Source organism: Cronobacter sp. HA18003 (genome assembly GCF_011605905.1).
GTDB lineage: Bacteria > Pseudomonadota > Gammaproteobacteria > Enterobacterales > Enterobacteriaceae > Cronobacter > Cronobacter sakazakii.
This window is the reverse complement of record NZ_JAANQO010000011.1, coordinates 836,008-861,165: the sequence shown is the minus strand read 5'-3', so window position 1 is coordinate 861,165 and position 25,158 is coordinate 836,008. Positions and strand designations below refer to the sequence as shown.

Annotated in this window: 24 protein-coding genes and 2 pseudogenes; 15 read left to right on the top strand and 11 right to left on the bottom strand. The window is 53.6% G+C overall.

Annotation, left to right across the window (positions count from 1 at the left end; genetic code table 11):
* Window positions 1–7: 7 nt before the first annotated feature.
* From G6041_RS05145 to G6041_RS05135, 3 genes are read right to left on the bottom strand one after another with little or no spacing between them, the layout of a single operon-like run.
* Entirely contained in the window at window positions 8–463 is a 456-nt protein-coding gene (locus G6041_RS05145; RefSeq protein ID WP_012124746.1) for a tellurite resistance TerB family protein, read from the bottom strand.
* A 22-nt stretch (window positions 464–485) separates the two neighbouring features.
* Entirely contained in the window at window positions 486–1,643 is a 1,158-nt protein-coding gene (locus tag G6041_RS05140; RefSeq protein ID WP_012124745.1) for a TerD family protein, read from the bottom strand.
* Window positions 1,643–2,224: a TerD family protein gene (locus G6041_RS05135; protein WP_012124744.1), complete on the bottom strand. Its 582-nt coding sequence runs from the start codon at window positions 2,222–2,224 to the stop codon at window positions 1,643–1,645. The genes G6041_RS05140 and G6041_RS05135 overlap by 1 nt, the downstream gene beginning before the upstream one ends.
* Window positions 2,225–2,543: 319 nt before the next feature.
* Between G6041_RS05135 and G6041_RS05130 the strand changes: the two genes are divergently transcribed.
* The 15 genes and pseudogenes from G6041_RS05130 to G6041_RS05060 all read left to right on the top strand — a co-directional run.
* Window positions 2,544–3,602: an ATP-grasp domain-containing protein gene (locus G6041_RS05130; RefSeq protein WP_041460709.1), complete on the top strand. Its 1,059-nt coding sequence runs from the start codon at window positions 2,544–2,546 to the stop codon at window positions 3,600–3,602.
* Between the two features lie 9 nt (window positions 3,603–3,611).
* Window positions 3,612–4,754 carry a phosphoribosyltransferase domain-containing protein gene (locus G6041_RS05125; RefSeq protein WP_012124742.1) on the top strand — a complete coding sequence of 381 codons (1,143 nt, stop codon included), beginning with the start codon at window positions 3,612–3,614 and terminating at the stop codon, window positions 4,752–4,754.
* Entirely contained in the window at window positions 4,747–5,520 is a 774-nt protein-coding gene (locus tag G6041_RS05120; RefSeq protein WP_012124741.1) for a hypothetical protein, read from the top strand. Before G6041_RS05125 ends, G6041_RS05120 begins: the two co-directional genes overlap by 8 nt.
* Window position 5,521: 1 nt before the next feature.
* Window positions 5,522–6,601 carry a cysteine protease StiP family protein gene (locus tag G6041_RS05115; protein WP_012124740.1) on the top strand — a complete coding sequence of 360 codons (1,080 nt, stop codon included), beginning with the start codon at window positions 5,522–5,524 and terminating at the stop codon, window positions 6,599–6,601.
* Window positions 6,601–7,557, top strand: a complete 957-nt coding sequence (locus G6041_RS05110) for an HpcH/HpaI aldolase/citrate lyase family protein (protein ID WP_012124739.1) — start codon at window positions 6,601–6,603, stop codon at window positions 7,555–7,557. Before G6041_RS05115 ends, G6041_RS05110 begins: the two co-directional genes overlap by 1 nt.
* Before the next feature lie 10 nt (window positions 7,558–7,567).
* Window positions 7,568–8,776 (top strand): DUF4236 domain-containing protein, encoded by a 1,209-nt coding sequence (locus G6041_RS05105; protein ID WP_012124738.1) that lies wholly within the window; start codon window positions 7,568–7,570, stop codon window positions 8,774–8,776.
* A gap of 17 nt (window positions 8,777–8,793) precedes the next feature.
* Window positions 8,794–9,261, top strand: a complete 468-nt coding sequence (gene terW, locus G6041_RS05100) for a tellurium resistance protein TerW (RefSeq protein ID WP_012124737.1) — start codon at window positions 8,794–8,796, stop codon at window positions 9,259–9,261.
* 463 nt (window positions 9,262–9,724) lie between these two features.
* Window positions 9,725–10,363 (top strand): vWA domain-containing protein, encoded by a 639-nt coding sequence (locus G6041_RS05095; protein ID WP_041460500.1) that lies wholly within the window; start codon window positions 9,725–9,727, stop codon window positions 10,361–10,363.
* 22 nt (window positions 10,364–10,385) lie between these two features.
* Window positions 10,386–11,027 (top strand): TerD family protein, encoded by a 642-nt coding sequence (locus G6041_RS05090; RefSeq protein ID WP_012124733.1) that lies wholly within the window; start codon window positions 10,386–10,388, stop codon window positions 11,025–11,027.
* Window positions 11,027–11,665, top strand: a complete 639-nt coding sequence (locus G6041_RS05085) for a vWA domain-containing protein (RefSeq protein ID WP_001253658.1) — start codon at window positions 11,027–11,029, stop codon at window positions 11,663–11,665. The genes G6041_RS05090 and G6041_RS05085 overlap by 1 nt, the downstream gene beginning before the upstream one ends.
* 85 nt (window positions 11,666–11,750) lie before the next feature.
* Window positions 11,751–12,791, top strand: a complete 1,041-nt coding sequence (locus G6041_RS05080; RefSeq protein WP_012124732.1) for a TerY-C metal binding domain-containing protein — start codon at window positions 11,751–11,753, stop codon at window positions 12,789–12,791.
* Window positions 12,791–14,428, top strand: a complete 1,638-nt coding sequence (locus G6041_RS05075; RefSeq protein WP_012124731.1) for a PP2C family serine/threonine-protein phosphatase — start codon at window positions 12,791–12,793, stop codon at window positions 14,426–14,428. The genes G6041_RS05080 and G6041_RS05075 overlap by 1 nt, the downstream gene beginning before the upstream one ends.
* Window positions 14,429–14,453: 25 nt before the next feature.
* A complete protein-coding gene (locus tag G6041_RS05070; protein WP_012124730.1) occupies window positions 14,454–15,953 on the top strand; it encodes a helix-hairpin-helix domain-containing protein in 1,500 nt (499 codons plus the stop codon).
* A 203-nt stretch (window positions 15,954–16,156) separates the two neighbouring features.
* Window positions 16,157–17,360 (top strand): annotated as a pseudogene (locus G6041_RS05065) (IS3 family transposase).
* A pseudogene (locus G6041_RS05060) lies at window positions 17,327–17,422 on the top strand (IS66 family insertion sequence element accessory protein TnpA); the annotation flags it as partial. The pseudogenes G6041_RS05065 and G6041_RS05060, both read left to right, overlap by 34 nt.
* A 355-nt stretch (window positions 17,423–17,777) precedes the next feature.
* On the opposite strand, the gene G6041_RS05055 reads toward G6041_RS05060, so the two are convergent.
* The 8 genes from G6041_RS05055 to G6041_RS05020 all read right to left on the bottom strand — a co-directional run bounded on the left by G6041_RS05055 (window position 17,778) and on the right by G6041_RS05020 (window position 25,095).
* Entirely contained in the window at window positions 17,778–18,188 is a 411-nt protein-coding gene (locus G6041_RS05055) for a hypothetical protein (protein WP_012124726.1), read from the bottom strand.
* Between the two features lie 82 nt (window positions 18,189–18,270).
* A complete protein-coding gene (locus G6041_RS05050; protein WP_012124724.1) occupies window positions 18,271–18,585 on the bottom strand; it encodes a DUF1493 family protein in 315 nt (104 codons plus the stop codon).
* A 177-nt stretch (window positions 18,586–18,762) separates the two neighbouring features.
* The gene (gene urtE / locus G6041_RS05045; RefSeq protein ID WP_012124723.1) at window positions 18,763–19,461 is read right to left on the bottom strand and encodes an urea ABC transporter ATP-binding subunit UrtE; all 699 of its coding nucleotides are present in this window, start codon (window positions 19,459–19,461) and stop codon (window positions 18,763–18,765) included.
* Between the two features lie 9 nt (window positions 19,462–19,470).
* Window positions 19,471–20,268 carry an urea ABC transporter ATP-binding protein UrtD gene (urtD, locus tag G6041_RS05040; RefSeq protein WP_012124722.1) on the bottom strand — a complete coding sequence of 266 codons (798 nt, stop codon included), beginning with the start codon at window positions 20,266–20,268 and terminating at the stop codon, window positions 19,471–19,473.
* The gene (gene urtC / locus G6041_RS05035; protein ID WP_012124721.1) at window positions 20,268–21,341 is read right to left on the bottom strand and encodes an urea ABC transporter permease subunit UrtC; all 1,074 of its coding nucleotides are present in this window, start codon (window positions 21,339–21,341) and stop codon (window positions 20,268–20,270) included. The genes urtD and urtC overlap by 1 nt, the downstream gene beginning before the upstream one ends.
* The gene (gene urtB, locus G6041_RS05030) at window positions 21,338–22,903 is read right to left on the bottom strand and encodes an urea ABC transporter permease subunit UrtB (protein ID WP_012124720.1); all 1,566 of its coding nucleotides are present in this window, start codon (window positions 22,901–22,903) and stop codon (window positions 21,338–21,340) included. The genes urtC and urtB overlap by 4 nt, the downstream gene beginning before the upstream one ends.
* A gap of 183 nt (window positions 22,904–23,086) precedes the next feature.
* A complete protein-coding gene (gene urtA, locus G6041_RS05025) occupies window positions 23,087–24,358 on the bottom strand; it encodes an urea ABC transporter substrate-binding protein (protein WP_012124719.1) in 1,272 nt (423 codons plus the stop codon).
* A 35-nt stretch (window positions 24,359–24,393) separates the two neighbouring features.
* On the bottom strand, window positions 24,394–25,095 hold the full coding sequence (locus G6041_RS05020; RefSeq protein WP_032989506.1) for a GntR family transcriptional regulator: 702 nt from the start codon (window positions 25,093–25,095) through the stop codon (window positions 24,394–24,396).
* Window positions 25,096–25,158: the final 63 nt, after the last annotated feature.

Genomic DNA, 25,158 nt, shown 5'->3' with positions numbered 1-25,158 from the left:
ATGTGGATCAGAGACCAAACTCAGCCGGATCGAAGCCTAACGCGATTGCGATCTCGCGGGAGGCAAGTTTCTCGTCCTGATCGAAGTTACCGTCACTTTTCGCAACGGCAATACCAACACGTAAGGCCAGCTGAGCGGCCTCAGGCTGATCTTTCAGCGCCAGGATGTATTTCATGGTTTCGCCCTTGCCGATTTCAACATCGAAATCGAAGCTTGAAACCAGTTTGTTGAAGAACTCGATCACCTCATTGGTATCGAAGACCTTCAGCTCTTCTGACGAGCGCAGAAAGCCCATCATTTTCTGCTTTTCTTCCGAACTCACGCCGTCACTCGATACGGCAATACGGGCACATACAGCAACGGTGCCCTGCATGAATTTTTTGTTTTTGAAACGGCCAACCTGGCGGCTCAGTTCGTCCCGGCCGCAGTTAATGGCACCATTTACCTTGTCGAAAAAGCTCATACCTGTTTCCTTTGTTGCTGTGTTATTTAGAACCGGCGCTCCAGCGAAATCCCCAGCCAAATGCCCGGTCCATTTCGTCCTGGCCTTTGAAGTACTGGTTGATACGCTCGACTTTAATCGCGCCGTTTTCGTTTACGAGTCTGGCAATGGCGCACAATGTGCGACGGTTTTCACCTTCGGTCAGGCGGGTCTCAATGGGCGGTTGATCCGGCACATGAATGGTGACCACACCATCAGTCTTGTTCCAGCTGGGAACACCTTCATAAATAAAGGCGTAAATCAGCACTTCGCGGATATGCTTCCATTCACGTCCATTGATATGCAGCCACTCGCCGTCTGATACATCACCCGTCCGGTCATCGCCCTTGAGCTGAACATAGGGTTCATCGCGATAATCACCGAATGCATTACCGAGCGCCTGAATGACCGATTTATACCCGTCCTGAAGCTCAACAAAGGCCCCCAGATCCAGGTCGATTCCTTTGGAGCCGAACATGCCTGCAAAGCCGGATTTGCCGCTGCCCCGGTGCCAGTTCAGGTTGATCCGGATTTCACCGAAGTTATCCCGTTTGGTCAGGCTGATTGCAGGCTTCTCTTTTGTCAGAGATACCTTACTCAGGCTGATTTTTGTCTCAGCTGGCGGAGGGGTTACAACCGGAGGAGTCTGGGCTGCGGGAGCAGGTTCGTTGGCAATATTTACGCCGAAATGCTCTGCCAGCGGTTTAAGTCCACCGTTGAACCCCTGCGCAACGAAGCGAAATTTCCAGTCATTATTACGACGGTAAAATTCACCCAGAATTAAGGCTGCTTCCTGACGGCCGTTCAGTTCGACAATGCCGCTAATCAGGCCGGTAGCCCCTTGCTCCACGTTGATGGAAAGATTACGAAGACCGGACACCGTCTGCCCGCCATCACAGGTTACGGTGAAAGCAATTTTCTGGACTTCAGGTTTCAGACGGTTGAGCGCGACAGAAAAGGTTGAGTACTGGCCTTCATTAACCAGGCTGACGGTACCATCATCGTTACGTGGCTGACCATAGAACACCATGTCCGCATCACCCTGCACCTTCCCGTCGGCATACAGGCGAAACGCCGAAGCATCCACCTGGCCGCCCGAGATGATCCGTACCCGCAATTCCTGGGATGGAACGGGGGCATTGCCCCCCGGCGTAAGCTTCATTAGCGAATAACCGCTGAAACGATATCGGAGTGCATATCGTCAATTGTGCGGCCGCGACAGGCATGGCCAAGGGCGGTAAAGTCCCAGTTGCCGTTATTACGGCGCAGCGAAGAAATAACAATACCGGTATGTGGGCCCTGCTCAGTCAGCTTGTAGCGAGCCAGCTCTTTGCCGGTTTGATCAACCACGCGGCAGAACGCGTTTTCGACGTCATTGAACGACTGACCACGGAAGCTGTTAACCGTAAACGCCATGTATTCAACGTTTGTAGGCAGACGGGAGAGGTTGACATTAATCACTTCATCGTCGCCGTCACCCTCACCGGTCAGGTTATCGCCACTGTGCACGACAGCGCCGCAGGTGGATTTCAGTTTGCGGAACCAGATGGTGTCAATTTTATTTCCGGCACTGTCCATTAATACGCAGCCAGCATCAAGGTCGATTGAATCATTGCCACCTAATAGTCCGCCAAGAAAACCTTTTTTCTTAATCGGATCCCAACCGAGGCCGAATTGAAGCTGGCTTAATGCTGAAGATTCTTTGCTGAGTGACACCGTCTGGTTCTTACTTAATGAAACCATGTTTTATTCCTTAGAATGGTAATGACCGAGACAATTAAAGAGTTGTTTGGCAACTGACAAAGGAAATCATATCATGATGAAGTTCTCTGGCAAGGTAAATTTTGGGGTTTTCTGCATAAACACAAAAATTAAAGTTTCTCCGACCACTCATAATAAAAAATAATCATATTTATCAAAACAATGAATACCAAAATAGCAATTCATAACCACACATTTCCGAAAAGAGTTATAAATCATATTATGATTGACATGTAGCGTAGACACTCATAGACTCACTTCTCAATCATAAATTTGCATGACGTTCCGGATAATTAAAAAAATGAACAAAAAAATTTGGTTTATGGAAGGTTTGTCCTCCCAGCGAGATATTATTCAGGGGGTAAAATCATTTGCACAAAAAAATAATTTTGCCATTACCGTTTTTGCCTCCCACCGTAGCGAAAGAAATGAAATCCTTTCCGTTGCCGATTATTCTTTGACTGAACCTGAAGATCCTCAAAGACGTCTTCAGTTTATTCAGGAAACCATTCAGAACCACGGCATCCACCACATCCATACGGGCCGTAACAGCCAGTGGTTTGAAGAACACCGCACTGCCATTGAATCGGCCGGAGCCACCCTTACTACCGGTGCAACGGGCGTCGACTGGTTAATTCTCGCTGACGAAAAAGTTACTTTTGCTCAGTTTATGGAGCAAAACGGGCTCCCGGTCGTACCATCCTGGCGGGTGAATACGCTTGCAGAATTAAAGACGCATCTCGCGGCCCCGCCGTTCTCTGACAGCCAGGTATGCGTGAAGCCCGTGACGGGTATCTATGGCATGGGATTTTGGCGCTTTGATGACAGTGCTTCGCCTATGGCGGTCTTTAATCATCCCGAACATCGTCTGGTCAGTCCGCAACAGTATATTGCAGCAGCATCGGCTTCTGAGTCGTTTAAACCCCTTGTTTTGATGCCGTACCTGCCAGGCCCTGAATTTTCCGTCGATATCCTCGCGGATAAGGGCGAAATACTCGCAGCTGTGGGACGCCGTAAGGAAGGAGCTATCCAGTACCTGGTAAACGAAGGAAGCGCTTGGGAACTGGCGTGTGACTGCGCCCGGGTGATGAAGGCTGACGGGCTGGTGAATGTTCAGACGCGAAACGATGTGAATGGCAACCCGGTGCTGCTTGAAACCAACATGCGTCCATCAGGCGGGGTGGGTTATACCTTTCACAGCGGAGTGAACCTTCCCGGGTTGTTTGCTGCCTTTAAGCTCGGTCTGATGTCTGAAGAGGCGGTGATCCAGAACGCCAGAAATACCTTTTCTCCGGTTGCAGTGAGATCCATCACGGATGTCATCGTTTATCCGGAATCACTCTCTAACCATCTGATTTAAGGCGTATTGATGTCTGACACCCTCGAAGATATGATTTATCGCCGCACACTCTCATGCGGTACGATACAGGTAATCCGCGACCGGGGTGAAGTTTCGCTCGATGACCTGTTTGATATCGCTGAAAGACGTAACCCGAAACGCGCCTTTCTGTTTGTCAGCAAAGTACTCGGCAGGCACATTCCCGTGCCACCCTCAGTCATGCGGCATGCCTACAGACAGCTTGCCAGCCAGTTCCCCGCAACGCTGACAGGGCCCGTGCTATTTATCGGTATGGCTGAAACCGCCGTTGGGCTTGGGGCCGGTGTGTTTGATGAAGTGCGCCATCAGCATCGTGAATCTGTCTATCTGACCTCTACCCGTCACCCGGTTGATGGCATGTTGCTTTGCGAGTTCAAGGAAGAACACAGCCACGCCACCGATCATCTGATCTATCTGCCAGATGATGAAGAGAAAAAACGTCGTGTTATCAACGCACGAACGCTGGTTTTGATTGATGACGAGGCAACCACCGGTAATACCTTTATTAACCTGCTTTCTGCCCTGCGTAATACCGGCAAGTTTCAACATATTGAACAGGTTATCGCCGTAACGCTTACCGACTGGAGTGGCAATGCCCTGTCCGAACGAAGCCCCTTACCCGTCACTTCGGTTTCTCTTGTAAGCGGTCAGTGGGGATGGTCCCCATTACCTGATGCACCTGTCCCGGACATGCCGAAGGTCAACGTAACTTCACGCGGAGAATGGGACATCCAGGGAAAACAGTCATGGGGTCGACTGGGGATGCTCGCCCCTGCGGCCGATCTCGGCCATGAGGTCTCAGTTCGCATGGGGGAGCGTGTTCTGGTTCTCGGGACAGGGGAATTCGTCTGGGAGCCGTTCCTGCTTGCTGAACGGCTTGAAGCTGCCGGAGCACAGGTATTTTATGGTTCGACCACCCGCTCCCCTATCACCGTTGGTTATGCCATTGAGTCCGCAATTTCCTTTACGGATAACTACGGGCTGGGCATCCCCAATTTTGTCTATAACGTCGCCCACCAGCAGTTTGACCGCATTCTTGTGTGTACTGAGACACCCGCAGAAAGTATTGACGCGCAGCTTCTTAAAGCACTGGCTGAAGTTGCGCCCATGGTGGAGATTGTTACCTATGGCTAAACCCGTTGTTCTTAGCGACCTTGACGACACGCTCTTTCAGACCCGTCGTAAAATGGTGGACGAGCTGGCCCTGGAGCCATTCCGTACCGGTGCCGTTGATCGCACCCTGAATCCACGAAGCTTTATGACGGAAGAACAGTCCATGTTAGTGGACTGGCTGCTGGAGCAGGCTGAACTCATTCCCGTTACCGCACGGGGGACTGAAGAAATTAGCCGCGTCCGGATCCCTTTCCAGTCCTGGGCAATCACCACGCACGGGGCCGTTATTCTCACGCCTGAAGGCAAGCCCGACGAGGAGTGGAAGGCCCATATGCTCGGCCAGCTGGCTCCCTACCAGGAAAAACTGACATCGATGCAGCGTCTGATCACTGAAATGATGGACGCAAAAGGGATCAATGCCTGGGCAAGACTGAACTTCGAATACGGTGAAACGGCGGTTTATATGGTGATGAAACACCGCGACAGCACCCGCCTTGACGAGCTCAATACTATTGCAGATGAGATAGAAACGGTGTTTCCGACCGAGGGCTTCTACATCCACCGCAACAGTAATAACGTGGCCTGGCTTCCTACCCCGGTTGAGAAAGGGCTGGCAGTTAGCTGGCTGCTTGAAAAACTTCGGGCTGAACGCGGCGTTTTCCCCGTAATTGGTCTGGGCGACAGCCTGAGCGATCATCGTTTTATGAAACTGTGCAGCTGGTTTGGCATCCCGCGTCAGAGTCAGTTTGCAGATGCCATTTCACAGCAAATTTTTGGAGAAAAATAAAATGCAGCCACATGAAACATTTACCGGCTCATACCAGCCCGGTGACGTGGAATTTCTGCTAAAGCCAGTAGTCATTGAGATGACGCCGGTTGATCAAAAAGAAGAGCTGATTCAGTCCGGGAAAAAACATTATTCGGACATGCTCAGCCAGGAGCCAGCGCCAACACAATGGCATCTTGATTTGTTTCACCGGGCGCTGGATCGGGGCGCAGAGAGACTCGCAAAAGAAGTCACACAGCTCGCTATTGCTCTGGCCGAACGCTTCGGTGATGAGCCTATTGTACTGGCCAGTCTTGTCAGGGCTGGCGTACCGCTCGGCGTTATGCTGCACCAGGCCCTGCGTGACATGGGGAAAACATCATGGCATTACGGCATCAGCATCATCCGGGATCGTGGAATTGACGGTGCAGCACTCGACATCATTGAAGAGCGGCATGGTACCAGCGGTATTGTTTTTGTTGACGGATGGACAGGTAAAGGCGCAATTACAGGAGAGCTTGTACGCGCACTGAAAGATCGCCCGGGCTATCCTGAGCAGCCGCGACTGGTTGTCCTGGCCGATCCCTGTGGCTGTTCCTGGCTTGCAGCAAGTGATGATGACTGGCTCATTCCTTTTGGCATCATGGGTGCGCCGGTGTCAGGCCTGATCTCCCGGTCAGTATGGTCCTCTGAAGGATTACATGGGTGCATGGTTTGCGAGCATCTCAGTGAATTCGAATGCAGCCGGCTGCTTGTCGATACCGTCGCTCATTTCCGTAAGAAGTTAACACCGACATCCCTCGCTCCTCTGAGCTGGAATACGGAGTCAGCCCGGGCCTTATGGCAGACAAGTCGCGACGTTATCGCGTTCCTGGCCCATGAATTTAAAGTGGACAGCGTCAATCGTATTAAACCCGGCATTGCTGAAGCAACCCGGGCTGTATTACGTCGGGTACCGGACCATGTATTTGTGCGTTCGATTGACGACCCGGACGTTGCACTGCTTGTAGGGCTTGCTCGTGAAAAGGGAATAGTTGTTACAGAAATGGGGGGGGCCCTCGGCCAGTATCGGGCTGTAACCATTATCAAGAAGGTGCTCTGATGAAAAATCGTCTTTCTCCCTGGAATCTGGGAGCCACGCTATACATGCCTGCAACACGGGAAGATATTGCTGATGCCGTCCTGAACGGAAAAATACCTGGTTTGCGCTCTCTGGTGATTTGCCTGGAGGATGCTGTCAGTGAAGCAGACATCCCTGTAGCCCTCAAAAATCTTGGGCAGCTGCTGCACGAACTCAGTAACAGCATGCTTAGCTTGGGTAAAAATGACTGGCCTCTGGTGTTCATTCGCCCCCGGCATGCCGAAATGGGCAAATGGTTAAAAGAGCATTATGATCTTTCCGCTGTCGACGGGTTTGTATTACCGAAATTTACCCTCAGTTCGTTAGCTGAATGGTGGGATATCATGGGCGAAACTCACCTGTGCATGATGCCAACGCTGGAAACAGAAGACGTCTTTGACGTGGTTCAGATGCGCGAGCTGGCCACCCGCCTGGTGGAACATCCCTGCCACGAACGCATTATTGCGCTTCGAATCGGCGGCAACGATCTTATGAACGTTGTGTCGCTTCGCCGTCCCCGGGACCTGACGCTATATGACAGCCCGATGGGCTACGTCATCAAAATGCTCGTTTCAGTCTTCGGCCCGCGTGATTTTGCCCTGACCGCGCCCGTGTGTGAGCATATTGACGATCATGCCGTTATGGCCAGAGAGCTGGCTCTTGATATGGCAAATGGGCTTGTTGGGAAAACGGCCATTCACCCGGGTCAGATAGAGGTCATTCAAAACGCGCTGATGGTCACTCAGGGTGAGCATTCTGACGCTCTGCGGATCCTGAACTCTACCCAGGCCGTGTTTAAGTCGCAGGGAGCAATGTGTGAACCCGCCACACATCGCCGCTGGGCGGCTGGCATTCTGGACAGAGCTCGTTTTTATGGGTTACTGAACGAGCAAAGCGCTGATGGAATCAGATTACTTACCGTGACCCAGCATCATTAAGGAAATCATAATGGGGTTCAGGTTCAGAAAGTCGATCAACATTATTCCTGGCGTTCGCCTCAACCTGAGTAACGGTGCACCGAGCCTGAGTGTCGGGCCGAGAGGTGCTTCCGTTTCTTTTGGTAGCCGGGGGACCTATGCCAATCTGGGCTTGCCCGGTACCGGGCTGAGTTACCGTACCCGGCTTGACCGTGCCGCGCGTTCCGGACGTGGAAACCGGACGGCAACCGACCCCGGGCTCAGACAGGCGCTTGAGCAGGAAGCCGCTGAACTCATGTCAGCGGTGACCGCAATCCGTAATATTCACGAGCTGACGCCGGATCCAAAAACAGGCATCAGCTGGGCAGAGCTGGAAGCAGTATACCTGCATAACAGCACATCTCCTTTTCAGGTTCCGGCACCGCTGCGTCCTGAAAAGCCAGAATACCTTGCATTGCCGAAAAAGCCTGCCGAGAGCGAAGGCATTAGTTTTCTGGGTAAATGGTTTGAATCGGAATCAGCTAAAGCTGAGCGCCACGCCGAGAATCTTCGCCGGTGGCAGCAGGAGCTGATTGATGTGGAGCGGGAGAATACCCTTCGACAGCACCGGTACCAGCAACAACGGACGGCCTGGGCCGAACAGTATGCAAACTGGAAGTTTGAGGCTGAAGAACATGAAAAACGGCTCGCCACGGCTCAGGCAGATGCCCGGCAGCAGTTCCGGACAGACGCCGCGTTTTTCGAATCATACCTGGCGGGTGTGCTGGCAGAAACTGAATGGCCGCGTGAAACGCTTGTTGCATTTGAAGTAAAGCCGGAGCTATCAGCAGTCCTGCTGGATGTTGATTTAGCTGAGATTGAAGATTTCCCTGATAAGATTTACGGCGTTAATGCCCGGGGTACGGAGCTGACGGAAAAAGCCATGACGCAAAAAGCCGTACGCGAAAACTATGCCCGCCACGTCCATGGCTGCTTGTTCCGCCTGGTCGGTATCGTTTTACATACGCTACCGTTCGACAACGTGATTGTGTCAGGCTTTACGCAACGGGTCAGTAAGCGGACCGGTTATCTGGAGGATGAGTATATCCTGTCCTGCAAATGCACTCGCAGCCAGATGTCGTTAGTAAATTTTGCAGGCATAGAACACATTGATCCGGTTGAAGCGTTAGGCGATCACCCGGTTATTCGAAAGATGAGCAGTACCTTCATTTTTCAGCCTATTGAACCACTAACCCTTTAAGCAGGCTAAATCTTACGATGCAATTAAATACCAGACAGGCCCGGATTTTTAAGCTTGCCAACTTACTGGGCACCGGCAAGCCCGTTTCCGCTGCCGACATTATAACCAGTCTGGAATGCTCAGAGCCGACATTAACCCGGGCCCTCAAAGAGCTACGCGAGTCATATTCAGCAGAAATCAAATACAGCAAGGCAGGTCATTCCTATCATCTCGTTAATCCGGGCCAGCTGGATAAAAAGACACTTCGCCGGATGAATGAAGCGCTCGCACAGAATGCTGAACTGAAAACCGGTGAGTCCACAGGGAAGGTCGTACTCGATAAGGATAAAAAAACAGCCGTGTCATTATCGCTACGCATGCGGATTTTAAAAAAAATTGACCGTCTGGCTGCGCTGAGTGGCTCGACCCGAAGTGAAGCGGTAGAGAAGCTGGCTCTGCACTCCGTTGATGAACTGATAAAAGAATACAGCGCTAAAAAGTCCTGACGCTAAATCTCAGACCGGGGTGAAAACTCCGGTTTTGTCATATTTCACCTCTGTATTGGCGTGACGGAGTTTTGATCTATTCTCCTTCCGCAATGTCAGTAGCGCCTTACTGCCTACAAAACCTGGTGTCTTGACATCCTCTTGTGCTACACATCAATCTTTGGGCGATTTACACTCCATTTATGCAGATCTGTGATGTATGATGATTTTCATACATAAGAAATTTTATTTTTGCCGGATTTTTTTTCGGAATCTTATATTCCAGTACGGTCTGAATTTTTTTCTGTTGATAAGAGGCCATTCACATGTCGGTTATTCAATGGTGGTTAACTTATTTCTATAATGCCGCTTCTGAGTATTTAATCTCCACCCGACAGATGTCGTGCCGTTATATCAAATCAACAAATTCTGGCCTCTTCCTGAAACTACTCTCCTCTTCCGATCTCTTAAGAAGGAATTACATTTGAGACGCTTACCCGTATATCTGCTACTCGACACGTCCGGCTCTATGCACGGAGAGCCTATCGAAGCGGTTAAGAATGGCGTTCAGACGCTGCTTACCACGCTGAAACAGGATCCGTATGCACTCGAAACGGCTTACGTGTCAGTGATCACCTTTGATTCTTCAGCCCGACAGGCAGTCCCCCTGACAGACCTCCTGAGTTTCCAGATGCCAGCACTAACAGCCAGCGGCACCACGTCTCTTGGCGAAGCGCTTACTCTCACGGCCAGCTCCATTGCCAAAGAAGTACAGAAAACGACGGCTGACACAAAAGGTGACTGGCGTCCCCTTGTATTCCTGATGACAGATGGAAGTCCGAATGATGACTGGCGTAAAGGCCTGAATGACTTTAAAGCGGCCAGAACCGGCGTTGTTGTGGCATGTGCAGCCGGGCATGATGCCGATACCAGCGCCCTCAAAGAAATCACTGAAATCGTGGTTCAGCTGGATACAGCTGACAGTTCGACTATTAAAGCTTTCTTTAAATGGGTCAGTGCGAGCATTTCGGTAGGCAGTCAAAAAGTGGAATCCAGCAAAAAAGAAGTGATCGGTCTTGAAGACCTGCCACCACCGCCGCCAGAGGTAAATGTGGTCTTATAATTTTATTGATTAAGGGGATATCATGTCTGTCAGTCTGAGCAAAGGTCAGGGCGTAAGCCTGAAAAAAAATGAATACGATCTCTCGTCCGTTACTATCGGCCTCGGTTGGGATATTAATGAGGAAAAAAAAGGTTTCCTCGGCGGGATCTTTGGTAAGAAAGAAGAAGAATACGACCTTGATGTGGTCGCTTTCCTGTGTAATTCAGCCGGAAAGGTGACCGATCTCGGCAATGTGGAAAATGGCAAACCAACGCTTGTGAATGGCGATATCATCTTTTTCAACAGCCTTCGCCATAAGTCAGGCAATATCTGGCTGACGGGCGATAACCGAACCGGAGCCGGTGACGGTGACGATGAGCAAATTATTGTGCGCCTGAATTCCCTTGACGCTCAGTACGAGAAAATTGTGTTCATCGTTCAGATCTACAATGGTGAAAAGCTCCAGCAGCACTTTGGTAAAGTTCAGAATGCCTTCATCCGGGCAGTAGATGCCCGTAATATTGAAATGGCACGATTCGATCTTTCTGGCGGACCCGCATTCGCCAGCCAGCGCTCCATGGTTTTTGCCGAGCTGATACGCGAGGCTACAGGCTGGAAACTCAGGGCAATTGGTGAGCCTTCAGAATCAGATTCGTTTGTCTCGCACCTGAGGAATTACATTTGATGCGCCGCCTGCCTGTTTACCTTGTTATCGACACATCCGGCTCGATGCGCGGTGAGTCCATCCATTCCGTTAACGTTGGAATTCAAGCGATGCTTAGCGCTCTTCGCCAGGATCCCTACGCCCTCGAAAGCGTTCATATCTCCATTATCACCTATGACAATGAGGCGCGTGAGTTCATTCCTCTCACGCCGCTGGAAGACTTCCAGTTTTCTGACATCGTTGTACCAAGCGCAGGCGGGACCTTCACCGGTGCTGCCCTTGAATGTCTGATGCAGTGTGTTGAACGGGATGTGCGTCGCTCAGATGGTGATACCAAAGGAGACTGGCGTCCTCTGGTATTCCTGATGACTGATGGAACCCCTTCTGATGCCCTGGCGTACGGTGAAGCGGTAAAAGCTATTCGCGGCCGGGGATTCGGATCCATCATTGCCTGCGCCGTTGGTCCTAAAGCAGGCCATGAGCACTTAAAACAGCTCACCGATAAGGTTGTGTCTCTGGAGACGCTAGATTCAACCGCGTTTGCAGGTTTCTTTAAATGGGTATCGGCCAGCGTGTCTTCCGGCAGCACAAGCGCGGGGATCAATAACGGAACTGATACCCTTCCCCCTCCTCCACCAGAAATCCAGCTGGTGCTCTGACAGACAGAAAGGTGCTGCTTTCCGGGCAGCACCTTCCTGTACAGCAACGTTTTCTGCTGGCCGTACCAGCCGTACGAGGAAAATTATGAGACGCCTTCCCGTGTTTTTTGTCCTGGACTGTTCAGAGTCCATGATTGGTGAAAACCTGAAAAAAATGACTGATGGTCTGCAAATGATCGTCGGAGATTTAAGAAAGGATCCACACGCACTTGAAACAGCCTGGGTTTCGGTAATCGCTTTTGCCGGTGTAGCCCGTACGATTGTACCTCTTCACGAAATTGCCTCGTTCTACCCTCCCCGCCTTCCCGTTGGCGGCGGTACGAGCCTTGGGGCCGCATTGCGTGAGCTGACCGTGCAAATTGATACCCAGGTCAGAAAAACCACTCATGAGGCTAAAGGCGACTGGAAACCCGTCGTGTACCTCCTTACCGACGGACGTCCGACTGACGACACAACCGCAGAAGTGAAGCGCTGGAAGGATCACTACGCGAGTAAAGTGAATCTCATTGCCGTTGGCCTGGGGCCGTCAGCGGACCTGAATATCCTGCGGCAACTGACAGAGAATGTCATGCTGTTCACCGAGTCTCGAGAAGGGGACTTTACCCGCTTCATCAAATGGATCACGGCCTCGGTTACGGCGCACAGCCGCAGTGTCGGGGACGACAAACAACCTGAGCTCAGCCAGACTGAATACATAGTCCGGCTGGCCAAGGACGAGCCAGTAAAAGCGTACGACGAAAACTGCGTTACGCTTACCGGCCGTTGCAGCAAGACCCGTCGTCCGTACCTGATGAAGTATGAACGGCCACCAGCAAGGGTTTCCGGGCTCGATTTCAGCCTGAACCTGAACAGCTTTAATATTGCCGGATGCTATCCCATCGATGAGGACTATTTTGCATGGTCAGATGCCACCGCTACCGGTTTGCAGGTAAACACCAGCGAACTGCATGGCGTACCGGGTTGCCCCCACTGCGGTAATGCCAGTGCGTTTGCCCTGTGCTCATGCGGAAAATTGCTGTGCATTGACGGCCCGGATGACGTGATCTGCCCGTGGTGTGAAACAGGCCTGTCATTCAGCAATGATGGCGGAAACACTAACTTCGACGTAAACAGAGGGAGAGGTTGATGTCGCAAAATGCTTTACTTGAAGAGAAGATTATCCGCTTAGTTCTGTCTGAGCTGGGCCACCCTGTAGAAGGGGAGCGGCTTTTTCTTATATCGCAGGACCCATCCCTTACCGAAGAGATTATGCGGCTTAAAGAGCGGATTGAGAGCCTTGCACAGGGTTTATCTGCGCGAGTTAGAGATGGTGATAACGACGGAGAGATTGCCGCCTCGTCAGCATCCAGTTTTTTCGATCAGCAACAAACGGCCGGGACTGATGCTGATAACCCGGGCATTGACTCTACCGATACATTATTACTGCAACCCCTGCCGGAAAATGAACCTCATCCTACGTTCTGGAAGCTGATGCCTTATTACGAATTTGATAAACCAGCACAGAGCAAAGACGAAAACCCGTCTTCCCCGGCATTAAAACCCGGGGAGATACCGACAGGCCAGCAGCGGGCCGGATTAGCTGTGCCACCTGCCGTTCCCCCGAAAGCTAAAATAACTTTACCCAACGCCCGCGCAGGCGAACATTTCTCTTCGCCGGTTGTTATCGTTCTGGATGAAGGTCAGCAGGCTACTGTCAGGGACGTTGTCTTTCCCCGGAACATTGGCCTGTCCTTTAACAAAGAACATGAGTTGCTGACAGGTACACCCACCGAAAGCGGCGATATTGAGCTGTCAGTACTCTGGTCATGCGCTTCGCACGATGAATGTGAAACAAAGCAGCTTTTTATAATAAATCCCGATCCGAGGAGCCTGTGGAAGGTGGTAGAACCACCAGCAGACGCTCCTTATCCTAAGTCCCATCTGGACTCTGCTGGTCTGGTCAGGGGTGACATACGTATTGCTGCCGCCAGTCGCCGGGGACGCTCTCATGAGCATGTCGGCAGCTTCAGAGATGACGACTTCTATATCAACCACTGCCAGGAAACAGGATGGTCTGTCATGCTGGTCGCAGACGGGGCCGGTAGTGCGGTAAATTCCCGGGAAGGCTCCCGGATTGCAGTCCAAACGGCTGGCGATTATCTTTTCAATCAGCTCAGTGGTTTGAAAGGCGTCCATTTAAAGCAGCGCATCACGGCGTGGGAAGGGAGCGATCAGCAGGCAACCATAAACGCCATGCTTCATCATTTTAAACAGGCAGCTACGCTCGCGGTCAACAGTATCCAAAACGAAGCCATTTGTGCAGAACAACCTGTGAAATCCTATTCAACAACCCTACTGGCAACTGTAGCGCTACGAACTGAAAAAGAGCTGTTTGCGGCTGCATTCTGGCTTGGTGATGGTGCGATAGGTGCATACAGCCCTTCCGGTAAAGTCAGGATACTGGGAAATCCCGATAGCGGAGAATACGCAGGACAAACCCTCTTTCTTGACCAGAGCATTATCGCAGACCCCTCGTTTAGCGGCCGCATCAGCGTGGGTAAATGGAATGATGTATCTCACTTGATCCTCATGACAGATGGCGTATCAGACCCTCTGTTTGAGACGGATAACGGGCTTCGCAGTGACGAAAAATGGACCCGTCTCCTTGATGAGCTCATCCCTGTCCTTACAGACGCCAGTATTGCGCCTGAGAGGTTAGGCGACTGGCTTAACTTTTTCTCCACAGGGAACCACGATGACCGCACTATTGCGGTGTTGTGGTAAGGGATACGCTTCTTCGGTGATCAATATGGCAAATATTGTTACGTGCAAAACAAAGGACGGCGAAACAGTCCAGTATGTTGACGAGGTAATTGGTTCGGGCTCGATGAAGGATGTTTACTTTTCGCCTGATAAAACATACGTCGTCGCTTTTTATCATAAAACGCAGAACGAGCAGGCCCGTGATCGGATTGATATGATCACCGGACGCTACAGGCAAAACATTTTTGGCCAGTCCGGAGGTGAATACTGGAAGGACCTGTTTTGCTGGCCGACCCACGTTGTTGAGCATGGGGATAAAATCGGCATCGTGGTTCCAACCTACAAAAGCTACTTTTTCTTTAAATACGGCTCTAAAAACGATGATTTTCTGGGCATAAAAGGCCGTGAAAAGGAAGGCAAATGGTTTGCCAGCGCCAGCAACCAGAATAAATTTCTCGACCCACGTGAACGAGGCAATACGCTTACCTATCTCAAGGTCTGTCTTCTGCTGACAAGAGCCGTCAGAAGGATGCATGCGGCAGGTCTCTGTCACAGCGATCTAAGCTATAAAAACGTGCTGGTCGATCCAGAAATGGGCCATGCCTGCATCATTGACGTAGACGGACTGGTTGTCCCTGGAAAGTATCCTCCCGACGTCGTGGGCACCCCGGATTTTATCGCTCCGGAAGTGGTGAAAACCAGCCATCTTTCCAAAGAAGATCCGAACCGCGTATTGCCAAGCATTACGACTGACCGCTATGCGCTGTCGGTGCTTATTTATATGTATCTTTTCTTCCGTCATCCGCTACGTGGCGGGAAAATACATGACATGTCTGATGAAGTACGTGATGAGACCTTATCTATGGGTGAGAAGGCACTCTTCATTGAACATCCCACAGACAAAAGCAATGCAGTCAAAGTCAGTCAGCTATCCTCCTTTTCACTGCCCTGGGCTGACCCGGAGAAAATTCCTTACACCATCATGGGCCCTTATCTGACGCCTTTGTTTGAACGCGCCTTTATTGATGGCTTACACGATGCCACTAAACGCCCGACCGCCGATGAGTGGGAAAGTGCCCTGGTTAAAACAGTCGATCTGATACAGCCCTGCCAGAACAAGGCGTGTGAACAGAAATGGTACGTTTTCTCGGGTAAGACTAAGCCAGTTTGTCCCTACTGCGGTACGCCATACAAGGGTAAATTACCCGTGCTGAATTTATATTCTTCCCGAAAGGAAGGCAGCTATCGTCCTGACGACCACCGGTTGATTGTATGGAGCGGACAGTCAATCTATGCCTGGCATGTGAATCGCCTCATTGCGCCAAATGAGCGCACAACCGATGCACAAAGGAAACGAGTTGGGTATTTTGTTTTCCATAATGATCAGTGGTGGTTAGTAAATGAAGGCATAAATGGGCTTATGTCATTACCGGATAAACGACAGATTGCCATTGGGGAAAAAATTGAACTGACGAATAACTCTCAGTTTGTTCTGTCAAAGGAGGAAGGCGGCAGGCTGGTCGTCGTTCAGTTAGTTGAAAACTAACGGACGCCCATTACGACAAAACGATCTGGCAGCATACTGAACCTGTTTAATGAATCATTATATTAAGCAGTGTCAAATTTAAGCTGCCAGAAAAAACTGACTGTCTGTGCCGGATATGCGGTACACCGCCACGGCAAGGGTGAATCGCCACGGGTTTAACAGACACCTCAGAGTCATTTAAGATGGCTTAAAGAGAGATGCCCATGAGCGGTAAGCGTTATCCCGAAGAGTTTAAAATTGAAGCGGTAAAACAAGTTGTGAGCGCGGTCATTCTGTTTCCAGCGTGGCGACACGTCTCGGTATCACCACCCACAGTCTTTACGCCTGGATAAAGAAGTACGGTCCGGATTCTTCCACTAATAATGCACAGTCGGATGCCCAGGCCGAGATTCGCCGTCTCCAGAAAGAGCTGAAGCGGGTTACCGACGAACGGGACATATAAAAAAAAGCCGCGGCGTACTTCGCAAAGCTGTCCGAGTGAGGTACGCCTTTATCCGCGACAACAGCCGTTGTTGGCCTGTTCGCCTGCTCTGTCGGGTTCTGGATGTACATCCGAGTGGATTTTATTTCTGGCTTCAGCAGCCACATTCACAGCGTCACCATGCAGACCAGATGCTGACCGGGCAGATCAAACAGTTCTGGCTTGAGTCTGGCTGCGTCTATGGTTATCGCAAGATCCATCTCGATCTGCGTGATACCGGGCAGCAGTGCGGAGTGAACCGGGTCTTGCGGCTGATGAAGCGTGCCGGAATAAAAGCTCAGGTTGGGTACCGTAGCGCACGGGCACGTAAAGGCGAAGCCAGTATCGTGTCGCCTAACAGGCTCCAGCGGCAGTTCAATCCGGATGCTCCGGATAAGCGTTGGGTAACGGACATAACCTACATCAGGACCCACGAAGGATGGCTGTATCTGGCTGAGGTTGTTGACCTGTTCTCGCGTAAGGTTATCGGCTGGTCAATGCAGCCCCGGATGACAAAAGATATTGTTCTAAAGGCACTTCTGATGGCCGTGTGGCGACGCAATCCTCAAAAACAGGTGCTGGTTCATTCTGATCAGGGCAGTCAGTACACAAGCCATGAGTGGCAGTCGTTGTTGAAATCACACGGACTGGTGAGGAGTATGAGCCGTCGTGGTAACTGTCACGATAACGCGGTTGCAGAAAGCGTTTTCCGGTTACTGAAACGTGAGCGGATAAAGAAAAAGATCTACGGAACGCGGGAAGAAGCCCGCAGCGATATTTTTGATTACATCGAAATGTTTTATAACAGTAAGCGTCGGCATGGTTCGGGCGATCAGATGCCACCAACTGAGTACGAAAACCAATATTATCAGCGGCCCGGAAGTGTCTGGATTATCTGTGGCGATTTCATGTGCCTATCACTCTCTTCCTTCCCGACGATATACTGATGTGCTGCAAGCCTTTTCAATTAACCGACGCTTTCCGGGCTCTTCGCCATGCTGACACCTGATAATCTATTCTTGGCCGTGAAACCTATCGATATGAACCGGGGTATCGATAGTCTGACATAGCACGACCAGAACGAACATAATGCTCAATGGCATAACGGGGCTGCCTTTACTATCAAGGTTGTTCCCGCATAAAAGTACTCCGGGGGATAAACATGGCGTATGCATGGTTGTGTAGCCCGTGCCTGTATGGGGCACCTTCCGCTGGCCCCGTAATGGTGATGATATATGCCATCTCACGCCTGATGAGTTGTACTGGCTGGTTCGTGATGTTGAATCGCAGCAGGTAAAGGTAGTCGGTGTGAAGCAACCGGGCTGAGTATAGTGCGGGCCGGGTAAACGCCTGGCCCGCACGTTTTATAGCGGAGGGATTTTGAGTAAAACGGCGACCTGCCGATAGACCACATATTTCATAAAAAGCATCAGCCCACAACCGAGTAGCCAGTAAAAGCTTAACAATATACAGAGTATGAGATGTGTTGAGCCACCGAAGCCAAAGAGCATTACCGGTATTAAAAGCATCAGCAACAAATGCCATTTCATTAAGCGAAGCGGTAATAACGCCATTATAATGAATGCTGGAAATATGCCATACCACAAGGCTAAATTAAGCGAGACGTTCACCCGAACGCTATAAGCGCCATAAAACACCCGCCAGACAAAATAATAGAGTGCATCGTGTAATATGAATATGCAGGACATGGAGACGAGCACCATTAAGGGCCGGAAAATTATCTCACAGAAGAAACGCCTGAAATCGTTATCCATGATCTTTTATCCTTTTATGCCAGAATGCGTTCAGTGCGTTTCGTTGATAAATGTAGTGAACTCATCAGAAGTTTAACGAGATTTATTCATATAGCCAGCGCCCCGCCTTTGCGCTCTCCACCAGCATTGCGATGGTGAGAGGTTTATGCGGGTCAGGCTCTTTTCTTCCTAAATAGCCGGGATGAAAATAATCGAGTATTTCAAAGTTACCCGGCTCAACACGCCAGCGGTGGAAATAGGTTTGCAGTAGTTCTTCATTATCCTCGAAGACAAGTTTCAGGTCGTCTCTGATACGGGTGTCGAGCGTCACGGGACGTTTGGGGCCAAAGAGAAAATACTTTCTGGGGTTATAATCCCGATCTATGAATTCGATGATTTCTTTCTCAATATTTTGCATTAAAAATCATCCGTTGCGGTCATCAGTTAAATCCCTTTGATAATACGCGTGTAATAATATCACGATAAAGATAAACTTTGAGCCCGCCAGATAACCCGCGCTCGTTTAGCGCTGTTAAATAAGAATTCATCAAGTCGATAATAAAAAGCCAGCCTCCTGCCAGCCTTTTTACTAGTATTAAATCGCCACCAGCCCTCGCACGCCGTCGGCTTCCATCGCAGCGCCGGGGCCGCGCTGTACGATAGCGCCGCGGGACATCACCAGATAGTTATCCGCAAGCCCGGCGGCGAAATCGTAAAACTGCTCCACCAGCAGAATGGCCATATCGCCGCGGGCGGCCAGCGCCCGGATAACGTCGCCAATCTCTTTGATGACCGACGGCTGAATGCCTTCGGTGGGCTCGTCGAGGATCAGTAACTGCGGGCGGCTGGCGAGCGCCCGGCCGATAGCGAGCTGCTGCTGTTGCCCGCCGGAGAGATCGCCGCCGCGCCGCTGGCGCATCGATTTCAGCACCGGAAAGAGCGTATAAATCTCCTCTGGCACGCTTCTGGCCTCTGCACCGCGAAAGCGTGACAGCCCCATCAGCAGGTTTTCCTCCACCGTCAGCCGCGGGAAAATCTCACGTCCCTGCGGCACATACGAGATGCCTGCCGCCACGCGCTGGTGCGGTTTATAACGGGTAATAACGTCGCCCTGCCAGGTGACCGAGCCGGTTTTCGCCGGAATCAGCCCCATCAGACATTTCAGCAGCGTGCTTTTGCCCACACCGTTGCGCCCGAGCAGACAGGTCACCTCGCCCGTGCGCGCCTCAAGCGACACGCCGCGAAGGATATGGCTGCCGCCATAGTATTGATGCAGTTCATCCACGTTTAACATCGTTGCTCCTTAACGCCCGAGATAGACGTCGATCACCTGCTCGTTGGCCTGAATCTCGGCAAGCGAGCCTTCCGCCAGCACCTGGCCCTGATGCAGCACCGTCACTTTGTCGGCGATGGTCTCCACAAAGCCCATATCGTGCTCCACCACCATCAGAGAGTGTTTGCCCGCCAGCGCGCGAAACAGCTCGGCGGCGTAGTCGGTTTCCGCGTCGGTCATGCCCGCCGCGGGCTCATCGAGCAGCAGCAAATGCGGCTCCTGCATCAGCAGCATGCCGATTTCCAGAAACTGCTTCTGCCCGTGCGAGAGCGCGCCAGCCTGGCGCTGGCGCTCTGCCCCTAAGCGCAGCGTTGTCAGCATCGCGTCGATACGGTCGGTCTGCTCGGCATTCAGCCGCGCGCGCAGCGTGCCGCGCACCGATTTATCGCCCTTTTGCGCGAGCTCCAGATTCTCAAACACCGTCAGCGCCTCAAACACCGTCGGCTTCTGGAATTTGCGCCCGATACCGCGCCGGGCGATTTCCACCGGCTCAAGGCGCGTCAGGTCGGTTTGCTGATCGTAAATCGCGCGCCCGCTCTGGGGCCGGGTTTTACCGGTAATCACATCCATCAGCGTGGTTTTGCCCGCGCCGTTGGGGCCGATAATGCAGCGCAGTTCGCCGACGCCGGTCGAGAGCGTCAGATCGGTGAGCGCCTGGAAGCCGTCAAAACTGACATTGATTCTCTCCAGTTGCAGCACCGGATCGGTCTCGGCGCGAAAGCGGTCGGTCTCATACTGCCGGGTATAGAGCGTATCCGTGGCGTGCATTATTTCTCTCCTCTGCGCAAAAGCCCCGCCACACCGCGCGGCAGAAACAGGGTTATCAGAATAAATATCAGCCCTAAAAAGAGCTGCCAGTACTCCGGCATTACCACGGTAAAGAGGCTTTTGGCCCCGTTCACCAGCAGCGCGCCGAACACCGGCCCCACCAGCGTGCCGCGCCCGCCGAGGGCCACCCAGATGGCGGCTTCAATGGAGTTGGTCGGCGACATTTCGCCGGGGTTAATGATGCCGACCTGCGGCACATAGAGCGCGCCTGCAAGGCCGCACATTACCGCGGAAATCGTCCAGACCAGCAGCTTGAAGCCGCGCGGATCGTAGCCGCAGTACATCAGGCGGCTTTCCGCGTCGCGCACCGCCGTCAGCACCCGGCCAAATTTGCTGCGCGCGAGCCACAGCCCGACCGCCAGGCAGGCCAGCAACAAGGCAAGCGTGGCGATAAAAAGCGCGATGCGCGTGCCGGTCGCGGTGAGTGAAAACCCGAGCAGCGTGGTAAAGCCGGTAAAGCCGTTGTTGCCGCCAAAGCCGGTTTCATTGCGAAAAAAGAGCAACATCCCGGCAAAGGTCAGCGCCTGGGTAATGATGGAAAAATAGACGCCTTTGATTTTCGAGCGGAACGCAAAAAAGCCGAAAACCAGCGCCAGCAGCCCCGGCACCAGCACCACCAGCAGCAGCGCCCAGAGAAAATTCGACGTGCCCCACCAGTACCACGGCAGCTCGCTCCAGGAGAGAAACGACATAAACGCGGGCAGCCCGTCGCCCGCCGCCTGGCGCATCAGGTACATGCCCATCGCGTAGCCGCCGAGCGCGAAGAAAATTCCGTGGCCGAGTGATAAAAGCCCGGCGTAGCCCCAGACCAGATCCAGCGCCACCGCGACAATCGCGTAGCAGAGGATTTTGCCCATTAATGTCAGCGTCCAGGTGGAGACCGCGAGCGGGTGGCTTGCGGGTAACAGCGTCAGAAACGGCAGCGCGAAGAGCGCCGCCAGCGCCAGCCCGCCTGCGATAACGCTCAGGCGCGGCGCTTTTCGGACCAGCGTTAAAGTCACCGGCTGCGTCATTCCACGGCCCTCCCTTTGAGTGCGAACAGCCCCTGCGGGCGTTTCTGAATAAACAGGATAACCATCACCAGGATGGCGATTTTGCCAAGCACCGCGCCCACCTGCGGCTCGAGGATTTTATTAAAGATGCCCAGACCGAACGCCGCCGCCACACTCCCTGCGAGCTGACCAACGCCGCCCAGCACCACCACTAAAAACGAATCGATGATGTAGCCCTGACCGAGCTCCGGCCCGACGTTGCCAAGCTGTGAGAGCGCCACGCCGCCAAGCCCCGCAATACCGGAGCCAAGCCCGAAGGCCAGCATATCGACGCGCCCGGTGGGCACGCCGCAGCAGGCGGCCATCGCGCGGTTTTGCGTCACCGCCCGCACGTTCATGCCAAGCCGCGTTTTATTGAGCACAAGCCAGGTGAAAAACAGCACCAGCATGACAAAACCCATCACCACCAGCCGGTTCCACGGCAGGATCAGGTTCGGCAGCACCTGAATGCCGCCGGAGAGCCAGGCCGGGTTCGCCACCTCGACGTTTTGTGCGCCAAACGCCATGCGCACCAGCTGGATAAGCATCAGGCTGATGCCCCAGGTGGCGAGCAGCGTCTCCAGCGGGCGGCCATACAGGTGGCGAATAATGGTGCGCTCAAGCGCCATCCCGGCGCAGGCCGTCACCAGAAACGCCACCGGCAGCGCCAGCAGTGGATAGAACGTCAGCCACTGCGGTGCAAATTCCGCCAGCGCGTTCTGCACGCACCAGGTGGCGTACGCGCCGAGCATCAGCATTTCGCCGTGGGCCATATTAATAACGCCAAGCAGGCCGTAGGTGATAGCAAGACCGAGCGCGGCCAGCAGCAGAATCGAGCCGAGCGACAGCCCCATAAACGCCTGGCCGAGCAGATCGCCCACCAGCAGGCGATGGTCAATTGCACGAACGCTTGCGGCTGCGGCCTCGCGCACCCGGGCGTCAGGCTCGCTGGCCGCGTCGGTAAAGGGCTGGAGCCGCGCGCGGGTTTGCGGATCGCCGGATTCGCCAAGCCGCGTGACGGCATTCAGGCGCACCGTCGCATCCGGGCTTGCCAGTTGCAGGCTGGCGAGCGCGGTGGCGAGCGCGTAGCGCACGGTGTCGTCTTTTTCAACGGCCAGGCGCTGCGTCAGTAAGGAGGCCATTTGCGGGTCGCCGTCGCGCTGTAAGGCGCGGACGGCCTCCAGGCGCTGCGTGACGTTGTCACTCACCAGGCGATGCGCGGCCAGCGCCGCGGCAGCCAGATTGCGCAGTCGATTGGTGAGCCGAAGCGGTTTTACCGCGCCTACCGGCGTGGCGACGCTACCAAGCGCGGTCAACCCTTCCGGGCGCTGTGCGAACGGATGCTTTTGCGTATCAACGACCAGATTCTCCTGGCCGAGCGCGACCAGCAGCGGCAGACGGGCGGCGTCCGGCGCTGTCGCCCAGGTTTGCAGCAGCGTCGCCTGTGTGCTTCGGTTGGCGGCCGCAAAATCATCGGCGTCACCGGCGCGGGCGAGCCACGGCACCAGCAAGACGGCGACCATCAGCCAGCGGAATAATGTCATGGTTATCTCCTTTGCAACCGTTGTGGCTTGCAGGCGGTTATGGCGGGTGCGCGGTTACAGGGTTTTTACGGCGGGTGCGCTTCGCTTACCCGCCCTACAAAACACGTTTATTCCATGTAGGGCGGGTAAGCGAAGCGCACCCGCCACATTAACCGGCACAATTGCGTGGCCCGTGACCGCCCCTTAATTGCTGGCGGTTTTCACCGGCGTATCGGCTTTTTTGTCGTTCCCGGCGATATACGGGCTCCACGGCTGCGCGCGCACCGGGGCTTCGGTCTGCCACACCACGTTGAACTGGCCGTTGCCCTCGATTTCGCCAATCATCACCGGTTTATGCAGATGGTGATTGGTGTTATCCATCGTCAGCGTAAAGCCGGACGGTGCTTTGAACGATTGCCCGGCCATCGCCGCGCGCACCTTGTCGACATCCGTCGTGCCCGCCTTCTCTACCGCCTGCGCCCACATATGAATGCCGACATAGGTCGCTTCCATCGGATCGTTGGTCACGACGGTATCGGCGTTCGGCAGCTTGTGCGCTTTGGCGTAAGCGCGGTAATCGGCGACAAATTTTTTGTTTTCCGGGTTATCCACCGACTCGAAGTAGTTCCACGCGGCCAGGTTGCCCACCAGCGGTTTGGCGTCGATCCCGCGCAGTTCTTCTTCGCCCACCGAGAACGCCACCACCGGCACGTCGGTCGCCTTCAGCCCCTGGTTCGCCAGCTCTTTATAGAACGGCACGTTGGAATCGCCGTTAATGGTGGATACGACAGCCGTTTTACCGCCCGCGGAGAATTTTTTGATGTTAGCGACAATCGTCTGGTAGTCGCTGTAGCCAAACGGCGTATAGACCTCTTCAATGTTTTTATCCTGAACGCCTTTGGCGTGCAGGAACGCGCGCAGGATTTTATTGGTGGTACGCGGATAGACGTAATCGGTGCCGAGCAGGAAGAAGCGCTTCGCGCCGCCGCCGTCCTCGCTCATCAGGTATTCCACCGCCGGGATCGCCTGCTGGTTAGGCGCGGCGCCGGTGTAGAAAACGTTCGGCGACATCTCTTCGCCTTCGTACTGCACCGGGTAGAAGAGCAGCCCGTTGAGTTCTTCAAAGACCGGCAGCACCGATTTGCGCGATACCGATGTCCAGCAGCCGAAGACCACCGCGACTTTATCCTGGCTCAGCAACTGGCGGGCTTTCTCGGCGAACAGCGGCCAGTTGGAGGCCGGGTCGACCACCACCGGCTCCAGCTTTTTACCGAGAACGCCGCCTTTGGCGTTGATCTCATCGATAGTCATTAGCGCCACATCTTTGAGCGGCGTTTCCGATATCGCCATCGTGCCGGAGAGCGAGTGCATAATGCCCACTTTAATGGTGTCGGCGGCCTGGGCGCTGAACGCGAACCCCATGCTGATGACCGAGGCGGAAAGGGCGAAGGCTTTTAACAAAGTACGACGATGCATAAGGTCACTCCTGATAATGGATGCTGTGTGTACGGTTAATCTGACGCGCCACGCCGCGCCTGTTGCAGGGCGTGCAGCGTAATCTTGCGAACCTCTTTCTGGCTTTGGGCGATATGGTCGTGCAGTCGGGTCCGGGCCTCCTTCAGGTTGCGTTCAAAAATGGCGAGCAGGATCTGGCCGTGCTCGGCGTAGGTCGCGCTGACGCGTGACGCCTGGGTGAAATCCATGCGGCGCACAATGCGGATTTTTTCCGTGACCTCACGATGCACGCGCGCCATTTCCGGGTTGCCCGCGGTGGCAACAAGCGTCAGGTGGAATGCCTCATCGTGCGGCGCGACATCGCTGCCGTCCGCGAGCGGCGGCGCGTCAATCCAGAATTCGCGCAGCTCACGCAGCGGCAGCGGCGTGACGTGCGCCGGTAAGGCGCAGAGGCGCGCAACGGCTTCGGTTTCCAGCACGATGCGCAGATCGTAGAGCGCCTCCAGATGGTCAAAATCGATTGGCCTCACCTGCCAGCCGCTGCGCGGCTGGACGTCGAGATAGCCTTCCTGTTCAAGCCGGTGCAGCGCCTGGCGTACCGGCGTGCGGCTTGCCCCCATGCGCGCGGCGACGTCGTTTTCGCTGAAGCGATCGCCCGGCAGAAGGCGGAAATCGAAGATTGCCTGTTTCATCAGCCGGTAGATGCGATCGCCCTGCGCCTCCGGTTGCGCCTCGCGGTGTCGGGCGGTAAGCGGCATAGCGCCTCCTTTTTGCGTCTGGTTTAACATGGCGGGTGCGCGTTGCTTACCCGCCCTACGGGC

Excerpts from the sequence above, each read along its gene's own strand:
- G6041_RS05145 (WP_012124746.1), bottom strand. The coding sequence starts at position 463 with ATGAGCTTTTTCGACAAGGTAAATGGTGCCATTAACTGCGGCCGGGAC.
- G6041_RS05140 (WP_012124745.1), bottom strand. The coding sequence starts at position 1,643 with ATGAAGCTTACGCCGGGGGGCAATGCCCCCGTTCCATCCCAGGAATTG.
- G6041_RS05135 (WP_012124744.1), bottom strand. The coding sequence starts at position 2,224 with ATGGTTTCATTAAGTAAGAACCAGACGGTGTCACTCAGCAAAGAATCT.
- G6041_RS05130 (WP_041460709.1), top strand. The coding sequence starts at position 2,544 with ATGAACAAAAAAATTTGGTTTATGGAAGGTTTGTCCTCCCAGCGAGAT.
- G6041_RS05125 (WP_012124742.1), top strand. The coding sequence starts at position 3,612 with ATGTCTGACACCCTCGAAGATATGATTTATCGCCGCACACTCTCATGC.
- G6041_RS05120 (WP_012124741.1), top strand. The coding sequence starts at position 4,747 with ATGGCTAAACCCGTTGTTCTTAGCGACCTTGACGACACGCTCTTTCAG.
- G6041_RS05115 (WP_012124740.1), top strand. The coding sequence starts at position 5,522 with ATGCAGCCACATGAAACATTTACCGGCTCATACCAGCCCGGTGACGTG.
- G6041_RS05110 (WP_012124739.1), top strand. The coding sequence starts at position 6,601 with ATGAAAAATCGTCTTTCTCCCTGGAATCTGGGAGCCACGCTATACATG.
- G6041_RS05105 (WP_012124738.1), top strand. The coding sequence starts at position 7,568 with ATGGGGTTCAGGTTCAGAAAGTCGATCAACATTATTCCTGGCGTTCGC.
- terW (WP_012124737.1), top strand. The coding sequence starts at position 8,794 with ATGCAATTAAATACCAGACAGGCCCGGATTTTTAAGCTTGCCAACTTA.
- G6041_RS05090 (WP_012124733.1), top strand. The coding sequence starts at position 10,386 with ATGTCTGTCAGTCTGAGCAAAGGTCAGGGCGTAAGCCTGAAAAAAAAT.
- G6041_RS05085 (WP_001253658.1), top strand. The coding sequence starts at position 11,027 with ATGCGCCGCCTGCCTGTTTACCTTGTTATCGACACATCCGGCTCGATG.
- G6041_RS05080 (WP_012124732.1), top strand. The coding sequence starts at position 11,751 with ATGAGACGCCTTCCCGTGTTTTTTGTCCTGGACTGTTCAGAGTCCATG.
- G6041_RS05075 (WP_012124731.1), top strand. The coding sequence starts at position 12,791 with ATGTCGCAAAATGCTTTACTTGAAGAGAAGATTATCCGCTTAGTTCTG.
- G6041_RS05070 (WP_012124730.1), top strand. The coding sequence starts at position 14,454 with ATGGCAAATATTGTTACGTGCAAAACAAAGGACGGCGAAACAGTCCAG.
- G6041_RS05055 (WP_012124726.1), bottom strand. The coding sequence starts at position 18,188 with ATGGATAACGATTTCAGGCGTTTCTTCTGTGAGATAATTTTCCGGCCC.
- G6041_RS05050 (WP_012124724.1), bottom strand. The coding sequence starts at position 18,585 with ATGCAAAATATTGAGAAAGAAATCATCGAATTCATAGATCGGGATTAT.
- urtE (WP_012124723.1), bottom strand. The coding sequence starts at position 19,461 with ATGTTAAACGTGGATGAACTGCATCAATACTATGGCGGCAGCCATATC.
- urtD (WP_012124722.1), bottom strand. The coding sequence starts at position 20,268 with ATGCACGCCACGGATACGCTCTATACCCGGCAGTATGAGACCGACCGC.
- urtC (WP_012124721.1), bottom strand. The coding sequence starts at position 21,341 with ATGACGCAGCCGGTGACTTTAACGCTGGTCCGAAAAGCGCCGCGCCTG.
- urtB (WP_012124720.1), bottom strand. The coding sequence starts at position 22,903 with ATGACATTATTCCGCTGGCTGATGGTCGCCGTCTTGCTGGTGCCGTGG.
- urtA (WP_012124719.1), bottom strand. The coding sequence starts at position 24,358 with ATGCATCGTCGTACTTTGTTAAAAGCCTTCGCCCTTTCCGCCTCGGTC.
- G6041_RS05020 (WP_032989506.1), bottom strand. The coding sequence starts at position 25,095 with ATGCCGCTTACCGCCCGACACCGCGAGGCGCAACCGGAGGCGCAGGGC.